At 71.8% G+C, this 7,518-nt stretch carries 5 protein-coding genes; 3 read left to right on the top strand and 2 right to left on the bottom strand.

From position 1 onward, the window contains the following. Window positions 1–264 precede the first annotated feature (264 nt). Window positions 265–2,196 carry an amylo-alpha-1,6-glucosidase gene (locus ACFHWS_RS28160; RefSeq protein ID WP_416569541.1) on the bottom strand — a complete coding sequence of 644 codons (1,932 nt, stop codon included), beginning with the start codon at window positions 2,194–2,196 and terminating at the stop codon, window positions 265–267. A 189-nt stretch (window positions 2,197–2,385) separates the two neighbouring features. On the opposite strand from ACFHWS_RS28160, the gene ACFHWS_RS28155 reads away from it, so the two are divergent. Then, window positions 2,386–5,058 carry an MGH1-like glycoside hydrolase domain-containing protein gene (locus ACFHWS_RS28155; protein ID WP_416553443.1) on the top strand — a complete coding sequence of 891 codons (2,673 nt, stop codon included), beginning with the start codon at window positions 2,386–2,388 and terminating at the stop codon, window positions 5,056–5,058. Here the strand turns inward: ACFHWS_RS28155 and ACFHWS_RS28150 are convergent. Next, window positions 5,046–6,287: an FAD-dependent oxidoreductase gene (locus ACFHWS_RS28150; protein ID WP_416569540.1), complete on the bottom strand. Its 1,242-nt coding sequence runs from the start codon at window positions 6,285–6,287 to the stop codon at window positions 5,046–5,048. The two genes, ACFHWS_RS28155 and ACFHWS_RS28150, sit on opposite strands and share 13 nt — an antisense overlap. Window positions 6,288–6,463: 176 nt before the next feature. Between ACFHWS_RS28150 and ACFHWS_RS28145 the strand changes: the two genes are divergently transcribed. Continuing rightward, entirely contained in the window at window positions 6,464–7,009 is a 546-nt protein-coding gene (locus ACFHWS_RS28145; RefSeq protein ID WP_416553439.1) for a thioredoxin family protein, read from the top strand. A 90-nt stretch (window positions 7,010–7,099) separates the two neighbouring features. After that, the gene (locus tag ACFHWS_RS28140) at window positions 7,100–7,465 is read left to right on the top strand and encodes a hypothetical protein (RefSeq protein WP_416569539.1); all 366 of its coding nucleotides are present in this window, start codon (window positions 7,100–7,102) and stop codon (window positions 7,463–7,465) included. The last annotated feature ends 53 nt before the right edge of the window (window positions 7,466–7,518 follow it).

Here is a 7,518-nt window from a genome sequence, read left to right as displayed (position 1 = left end):
CGTGTACGTGCCGGCCCAGTCCGCCCACCACGACGGGTGGGTACTCCCAGGACAGCATCAGAATCCGCTGCGACCGTGGTGCGCGGATGTCGATCACGTCGGCGGCAGGTGACATCGACAGCCCCCTCAATTCAAATCGGCACCGGACATGCGCGATCAGACACCTATTGCGGGTGCTGACGCGTCTTTGGGTTGCCGACGATACTGCCGGCAACGGGATAACCAGGGAAGACAATCGCATTGCGCTGATGTAACAGCAACCGATCAGACTCGTCGGACCCGCAGTAGTTCGGCCACCGACCACGCCTGGAACGGGCAGCCGGTGGCGCCGTGCGGCGGATCCCCGTCGGCCGTTTCGCTGACCGAGCCGAGCCCGTACTCGCTCAGGTGGGCGGTCAGCCCGAGGAACACGTCGGAGACGTCCAGACCGGACCGCCGGGCCGCCGACACGTACGGGCCGATCAGCCACGGCCATACCGTGCCCTGATGGTAGGCGCCGTCGCGGCGGACCGGCCCGCCCCGGTGCTGCCCGAGGTAGCCGGCTGAGTCCGGCGCCAGGCTACGCAGACCCAGCGGGGTCAGTAGCGCCGCGCCGATCGCCCGCAGCGGTGCCGGGTCCGGCTCCAACGGGGCGTACGGCAGCGACCAGGCGAGCAGCTGGTTCGGGCGTAGCGCGTCGTCGTCGGCGTGCGGATCCCCGCCCAGCGGGTACTGCGCCGGGGTGTCCAGCACGTCGTAGAGCCACCCCGACGGGGCCGGGTAGCGGGCCCGGAACGACTCCTGCGCCTTCGGGTACACGCTCGCCGCCGCCCCCGGGTCGCCGTCCACCAGCTGCGCCAGTTCGCTCACCGCCGCCAGCCCGTTGAGCCACAGGGCGTTCACCTCGACCGGCTTGCCTTCCCGGGAGGTGATCGGCACCCCGGACACCCGGGCGTCCATCCAGGTCAGTGCCTCACCGCCGGCACCGCCGGTGAGCAGCCCGTCGGCCTCGTCCACCCGGATGCCGTACCGGGTGCCGCGCAGGTGCGCCGCGACCACCTCGCGCAGCGCCGGCAGCAGCTCGGCCGCCAGGTCGATGTCGCTGGTCGCGGCGACGTGCCGGTCCACCGCGTGCAGGAACCACAGGGTGCCGTCGACGGTGTTGTACTCCACGTGCCCAGTGTCGGCGGTGTTCGCCAGCATCCCCTCGGACAGCGTCGCCGCGTAGCCGCGCAGCAGCTCCCGGCCCTCGTCGGCCCGCCCGGTCGCCAGGAACAGCCCCTCGTACGACGTCATCGTGTCCCGCGACCACGCCCCGAACCACGGGTAGCCGGCCACCACGTCCGGCCCGGTGCCGGTGCGCACCACGAACGCGTCGGCGGCCAGGGCCAGCGTGGCGTCGACGGCGTCGGCCGGTTTCGCGGCCGCCACCACCGCCCGGTTGCGGGTCCGGGCGGCGGCGACGATCGTGGCCGCTGGGGCCGGCACCTGTTCCAGCTGCTCCGCCCACGCGGTCACCTCGGCCACCGCGCCGGGGCCGTCGAGGGTGGCGGTGAAGCTGCCCGCGTACCACAGGTCCTCCTCGGGCCGCAGCCCGCGCGCCGCCTCCTCGCGGTGGTACACGCCGTCCCACCAGTTGCCCGCCGGCACCCAGTCCGGGCCGTGCACCCGGAACGCGCCCTCGATCACCGTCCCGCCGTCGACGTTGTCCATCCGCGGCGGGGGAGCCTGCCCGTCCCGTTCGCCGTGCGCGTCCCGCCAGGTGGTCACCGCGGCCAGGGTGAGGGTGACCGGTCCGCCGCTGACCAGCCGGTGGGTGACCGCCACGCACGGCGAGCCGTGCGTCATCGCGATCTCCCGTTCGATCACCACGTCGCCGATCCGCCACCGCCAGCGCGGGACCCCGTCGGTCAGGTCGAACCGCTCCAGCAGGGTGTGGCCGGGCGGGTCGACCACGCCGGACGACCATTCGTGCACGCCGAGGCGGACCTGCGCGCCGGACGGCAGGGTGATCGCCGGGTCCAGACTGACCAGCCCGACCCGTCGGGTCGCCGGGGTGGCCCCGGCGATCACCAGCAGGCCGTGGTAGCGCCGGGTACGCAGGCCGCTGACCGTGCCCATCGCGTAGCCGCCCCGGCCGTCGGTGACCAGCCACTCCCGGCTGGCTCCGGCGGCCAGGTCGCCGCAGACCTGCGGTCCGAAGCTGATATCGAGCAATGTTCCTCCATGGCTGGTCGACCGGCGTGAGCGGGCTGCGGGCCGGTGGCTGGGCGGTGGCGGGCGGTGGTACGGCGGGCGGTGCTGGGCGGCGGCGGAGCGGTTCCGGGCCGGCGATACGGCGCTGATGTGCCGGCAAGGTGACGGTCCGACAAGTGCCGGAAACACGTCCCAGGAAGAATGACCGTCATGGTCAACTCCAGGCGGACGTATCGTGATCCGGAGCGCACCCGGTTGGCGGAAGCCGACGCGGGTGAGCAGCCGTGGCGGGCATGGGGGCCCTACGTTTCAGAGCGGGCATGGGGAACGGTACGGGAGGACTACAGCGAGCACGGTACGGCGTGGGACTACTTTCCGCATGATCATGCCCGATCCCGGGCGTACCGCTGGAACGAGGATGGCATGGCCGGCGTCTGTGACGACCGGCAGACGTTTTGCTTCGGTCTGGCGCTGTGGAACGGCGAGGACCCGATCCTCAAAGAGCGCATGTTCGGTCTGGGCGGCGACGGCGGCAACCACGGCGAGGACGCGAAGGACTACTGGTGGTACGAGGATTCCACGCCCACCCACTCCTGGATGCGTTGGCGCTACCATTATCCGCAGGCCGCCTTTCCGTACGACGATCTCGTCGCGGTCAACGGTATGCGCGGCCGCGACGAGACCGAGTATGAACTGGTCGACACCGGCATCTTCGACGACGACCGGTACTGGGCGGTAACCGTCGACTACGCCAAGGCGGGGCCGGCCGACATGTGCATCGAGATCACCGTGGCCAACCGGGGCGACACCGATGCCCGACTGCACGTCCTACCCAGCCTGTGGTTCCGCAACACCTGGGGATGGGGGCTGCCCGGCCGCGACCAGATCCCGGTGCTCACCGGCGACGGCGACCGCCTGGTCGGCCACCACTGGGTGCTCGGGCAGCTGGTGCTGCAGGGCGACGGCGACCCCACTCCGCTGCTGTGCGACAACGACAGCAACGCCGAGCGGCTCTGGGGCCAGCCGTCGCGCACGCCGTACCCGAAGGACGGCATCAACGACCACGTCGTCGACGGCGCCGACACGGTCAACCCGGAGCTGACCGGCACCAAGGGCGCGCTGCACTATGTCCTCGACGTGCCGGCCGGCGGCGAGGACCGGATCCGGCTGCGGCTGACGTTGACCGCGCCGCCGCCGGGTAACACCCCGCCGCCCCGGTTCAGCCTCGGTGCCGGGCACGCCGCGACGCTGGCCGCCCGGCACGCCGAGGCCGACCGCTACTACGACACCGTCATCCCGGCCGCCGCCACTGACGACGAACGCCTCGTCGCCCGCCGGGCGTTCGCCGGTGTGCTCTGGGGCAAGCAGTTCTACCACTTCGACGTCGCCCAGTGGCTGGCCGGTGACCCGGCCAGCCCGCCGCCGCCGGGCGGGCGCGCCCACGGCCGCAACGCAGCCTGGTGGCACATGAACAGCTTCGACGTCATCTCCATGCCGGACCCCTGGGAATATCCCTGGTACGCCGCCTGGGACCTGGCGTTCCACTGCTCCACGCTGGCCCGGGTCGACCCGCAGTTCGCCAAGGACCAGCTGCTGTTGCTGCTGCGCGAGTGGTACATGCACCCCAACGGGCAGATCCCGGCGTACGAATGGGCGTTCGCCGACGTCAACCCGCCGGTGCACGCCTGGGCGGCGCTGCGCGTGTTCGACATCGACGGCCGGCGCGACTTCGAGTTCCTCGCCCGGATCATGCACAAGCTGCTGCTCAACTTCACCTGGTGGGTCAACCGCAAGGACATAAATGGCAACAACGTCTTCGAGGGCGGCTTCCTCGGGCTGGACAACGTCGGGCCGTTCGACCGGTCCGCCGCGCTGCCGGTGGCCGGGGTGCTGGAGCAGTCCGACGGCACCGGCTGGATGGCGACGTACGCGCTGAACATGCTGGACATGGCGTTGACCCTGGCGGTGCACGACCACACCTACACCGACATCGCCACCAAGTTCCTGGAACACTTCGCCTACATCGCCGCCGCAGCCTACGACCAGGGGTTGTGGGACGAGGAGGACTCGTTCTTCTACGACCAGCTGCGGCTGCCCGACGGTGACACCCTGCCGCTGAAGGTGCGGTCGGTGGTCGGCCTGCTGCCGTTGGCCGCCACCACCACGCTGCACTCGGGCACGCTGGCCCGGCTGCCCGAGCTGGCGGCCCGGCTGCGTTGGTTCCTGACGAACAAGCCGGAGTACGCCGACGTGATCGGCGCCCGCCGGCTGGCCGGCGACGGCCGGCAGCATCGGCTGCTGTCGATGGTCGGCCCGGAGCAGATCGTGCGGATCCTCGCCCCGATGCTCGACGAGGACGAGTTCCTCTCCCCGTACGGGCTGCGCACTCTGTCTCGGCGGCACCTCGACGAGCCGTTCACCGTCTCCCTCGGCGGGCAGGACTTCACCGTCGGCTACGAGCCGGCCGAGTCGGCCAGCGGGCTGTTCGGCGGCAACTCCAACTGGCGGGGCCCGATCTGGATGCCCACCAACTACCTGCTGGTCTGCGCGTTGCGGGACTTCGCCACCTTTTTCGGCGACGACCTGCTGATCGAGTACCCGACCCGATCCGGCTCCAAGCGCACCCTCAACGCGATCGCCGACGACCTGTCGTACCGGCTGATCTCGCTGTTCCTGCGCGACGGGTACGGTCGGCGGCCGATCTACGGCGCCGCCGAGACGTTCCAGCAGCACCCCGACTGGCGGGACCTGATTGCCTTCCCGGAGTACTTCCACGGCGACAACGGCGCCGGCCTGGGCGCCTGGCACCAGACCGGCTGGACGGCGCTGGTCGCCGACCTGATCCTGACCGTGCGGGCCGATCGGGGGGTTCAGCCGGGCTGAACCCCCCGGTGGGCGTACCTGGGTGCGTGCTCGGGACGCGGTCCGATGCCGATCAGGTAGGCGGGCAGCAGCGACGCCGGTGGGAACCGGCGCATCAGGGCCAGCAGCGGGGCCGGCGGGCCGACCCGCCGACCGTCCAGGATCGGCTGGACGATGGTGCGGTGCAGATTCTGCTGCAGGGTCTGCACCACGACGGTCGGCAGGGCCCGGCGGGCCCGTACCGTGGCCAGCTCCGCCGGGGTGATCCGGCCCCGGCGCAGCGGCCCGGCCAGGCGGGTCCCCGCCGCGACGGCGTCGGCGACTGCGAGGTTGATGCCGACCCCGCCCACCGGGCTCATCGCGTGCGCGGCGTCGCCGATGCAGAGCAGACCGTCACGGTGCCAGCGGCGCAGCCGGTTCACCCGGACGTCCAGATGTTTGACGTCGTCCATGCTGGTCAGCGCGTCGAGCCGGTCGGCGAGCCGGGGCGCGACGGTGGCCACCTGGCGCTGGAACGCCGCCAGCCCGCGGCGGCGCAGCTCGGCGTCGGTGCCCTTGCGGGCGATGTAGGCGACCTGGAGGTGGCTCTCCCGGGGGAACACCACGACCATCGCGCCGTGGCCGGCGGCCGGTACCAGGCCCGACAGGTCGTCGGTGTCTCGCCGGGGCAGCCGGAACCACCAGGCGTCGATCGGCACCGGGAACTCGCGGGGCCGCAGCCCGGCCGCCCGCCGTACCGCCGACCAGCGTCCGTCGCAGGCCACGGTCAACGCCGAGCGGATCTCGCCGGTCGCGCCGTCCGTGGTCCGGTAGGACACCCCGGCGACCCGGTCACCGTCGTGCAGCAGGCCGGTCACCTCGGCCCCCATCCGCAGGGTGAAGGTCGGCTCGGCCGACGCCGCCCTGGCCAGCAAGTTGAGCAGGTCCCACTGCGGCACCATCGCGATGTACGGGTGCGGGGTGTGCAACCGGTGTAGGTCCCCGACGACGATCTGCCGGCCCTCGCCGGTCGGAAAGGCGACCTGGTGGATCCGGGTCTGCGGCAGGGCGGCGAACTGGTCGCCGAGGCCGAGCTCGTCGAGCAGCCGCAAGGTCGACGGATGGACGGTGTCGCCGCGGAAGTCCCGCAGGAAGTCCTCGTGCTTCTCACAGACGACGACCCGCACCCCGGCTCGGGCCAGCAGCAGGCCGAGCATCATGCCGGCCGGTCCACCACCGGCGACCACGCAGTCGGCAGTGTCAGTGTCCATCGCGCCCACCTCCATCGATTTCATCATGCGTTGAATAAATTGACGATAGCGTGACCACGGCGATCCGTCCGACCCACCGGACGGGGTGTGGGCAACGACACCGCTCGACTGGCCGCCGAGGTGGCACCGCTCAGCCTTTCGCTGCCCCAACCGACCGCGCGGGTAGGGTGGCGGGCATGGCTGTCACCTCAGAGATGGTGCCGTTGGGCACCCCCGCGCCCGACTTCGCGCTGGCGGACGTCTCCGGTCACGTGGTCCGCCGCGACGACTTCGCCGCCGCCCCGGCGCTGCTCGTCGCCTTTGTCTGCAACCACTGCCCGTACGTGAAACACGTCGAGGTCGAACTGGCCAAGGTGCTCGCCGAGTTTCCGACCCTGGCCGTCGTCGGCATCTGCACCAACGACGCCGAGGCGTACCCCGACGACGCCCCCGCGCAGCTCGCCGCGCAGGCCCAGCGGGCCGGCTGGACGTTCCCGTACCTCGTCGACGCCACTCAGCAGGTCGGGCGCGCCTACCAGGCAGTGTGCACTCCGGACTTCTTCCTGTACGGCGCCGACCGCACCCTGGCCTACCGGGGCGCGTTCGACGACTCCACCCCGGGTAACGGCAAGCCGGTCACCGGGACGGTGCTGCGGGCCGCGATCGAACTGGTGCTGGCCGGGCAGCCGGTGCCCGAGCCGCACCAGCCGAGCATGGGCTGCTCGATCAAGTGGCGATCCTGACCGGACCGCCGACGCGGGCGGGGTCCGGCCACTGGTAAACCCCGATCGGGAGCCGCGCGTCAGTCCGGTATGGCCCATCTGCGCGTACCGATGATCGTCAGCCTCGCCGTACTGCTGGCCGCCGCCGGCTGCACCGCGACCGAACCGACGGGGGCCGGTGCCGGCCAGCCACCGGACGGAACCGGTGCCGGGACCCTGGCACCGCCCGGACCGGCAGCGGGCCAGCGGGAGTCGCCCGTGGTGGGCCTCAGCCGCAGCGGCCCGGACGGACCGCCCGGCCCCGGCCCGGGCGAGTACCAGGTGCGGTACGGCTGGGCGGTGCCGTCGCAGACCGTCGTCATTCGTAACGACGTCCGTCCGCCGGTCGCACCTCGGCCGGCTCCGCCGCTGCCGTACCTGGTGGAGATTGAGGCCACCGACCACGCTGACACCGACCCGGCGTACAGCCGGATCTGACCGGAAAAACAACCGTGAGTGGGCAGGCGGCAGCGTCGGGGCGCAGCCCCGAC

The organism is Micromonospora sp. LOL_013, assembly GCF_048060315.1.
Classification (GTDB): domain Bacteria; phylum Actinomycetota; class Actinomycetes; order Mycobacteriales; family Micromonosporaceae; genus Micromonospora_E.
This window is presented reverse-complemented; position numbering and strand designations above follow the sequence as displayed.

Excerpts from the sequence above, each read along its gene's own strand:
- ACFHWS_RS28155 (WP_416553443.1), top strand. The coding sequence starts at position 2,386 with ATGGTCAACTCCAGGCGGACGTATCGTGATCCGGAGCGCACCCGGTTG.
- ACFHWS_RS28150 (WP_416569540.1), bottom strand. The coding sequence starts at position 6,287 with ATGGACACTGACACTGCCGACTGCGTGGTCGCCGGTGGTGGACCGGCC.
- ACFHWS_RS28145 (WP_416553439.1), top strand. The coding sequence starts at position 6,464 with ATGGCTGTCACCTCAGAGATGGTGCCGTTGGGCACCCCCGCGCCCGAC.
- ACFHWS_RS28140 (WP_416569539.1), top strand. The coding sequence starts at position 7,100 with ATGATCGTCAGCCTCGCCGTACTGCTGGCCGCCGCCGGCTGCACCGCG.